The organism is Rhizobium sp. P2_G2 (assembly GCF_056403555.1).
Genome location: NZ_JBFUFF010000262.1, coordinates 1 through 1,267, shown reverse-complemented (window position 1 = coordinate 1,267; position 1,267 = coordinate 1). Strand labels below are relative to the sequence as shown.

Genomic DNA, 1,267 nt, shown 5'->3' with positions numbered 1-1,267 from the left:
CAATACGAGCGACGGGCTGTTAACTTCCTGTTAACCCTTTTTCCCTTGACCCAACCGCCGACTCGTACCAATTTACGCTCAAATTCGATTTTTACCAAAATGAGCGTTTCTTATGGCTTCCATCGCTACTGTGAAAAAAGAGCGTGCATCCGCAATTCCATCGCTCACACGCCTTATTGAAGCCGACGCGGACCTGCTAAGTGCCCAACTGCAGCAGTTGCGGGCTCGGGCATTTCCGCCGTCTGCACAGAAACAACTTCGCAAGTTCATGGCTGGTGAAGCAGCAAAACTAATCGGCATAAGTGATGCATACCTTCGCACGCTAGCACTGGAAGGTTCTATTCCAGAAGCCGAGAAGAATGGAGCTGGAAGGCGTTTGTATTCGCTCGACCAGATCCACGAAATCCGGCGCTATTTAAGCGCAAGCAAAAAGGGGTATTCGCCGCGCCGAGAACAAGGAGAACCGCTCCAGGTAATCGCCGTAACTAATTTCAAAGGCGGTTCGGGGAAGACGACCACAGCTGCACATCTCGCCCAATATTTCGCACTGAGAGGCTACCGGACGCTCGCAGTCGATCTCGATCCTCAGGCGTCCCTTTCTGCATTGTTCGGCCTGCAGCCAGAGTTTGACCTTGGACCAAACGAAACAATCTATGGCGCAATTCGATATGACGACCAACAGGTGCCAATGAAATCTGTTGTTAGAAAGACCTATTTCTCCGGTCTCGACATCGTGCCGGGAAATCTAGAGCTCCAGGAATTCGAACATGACACCCCTCGCATATTGAGCGAGCGTAGCCGCAACAAGGAGCGGCTATTTTTCACCCGTATTGCCGACGCTTTGCAAAGCGTTGAAAGCGACTACGACGTTGTGGTGCTCGATTGCCCGCCATCGCTCGGATATTTGACACTATCCGCTCTCTGCGCCGCTCGGAGCGTGACCGTTACAATTCATCCACAGATGCTAGATGTTGCGTCGATGTCGCAATTCCTCCACATGACGGCGGGCCTCTTTGATGTCGTAGAGCGGGCGGGGGGGAACGCCGAGTATGATTTCTTCCGCTACGTGGTTACTCGCCACGAGCCAAGTGATGGTCCACAAGGACAGATCGTGGGCCTCCTTAAGAGTCTGTTCGGCGATCGCGTGCTGACGAATGCGGTCTTGAAATCAGCCGCGATCTCGGATGCGGGGATTACGAAGCAGACCTTATATGAAGTCGGGAGAGAGAACTTTCATCGAGCCACCTACGATCGGGCAATCGAATCG

General features: G+C 52.9%; 1 protein-coding gene. It reads left to right on the top strand.

Annotated features, from left to right (window positions below; all coding sequences use genetic code 11):
- Positions 1-112: 112 nt before the first annotated feature.
- Positions 113-1,267, top strand: a 1,155-nt coding sequence (gene repA, locus AC1D06_RS42630) for a plasmid partitioning protein RepA (protein WP_477991616.1), incomplete at its 3' end; no start/stop codon positions are given.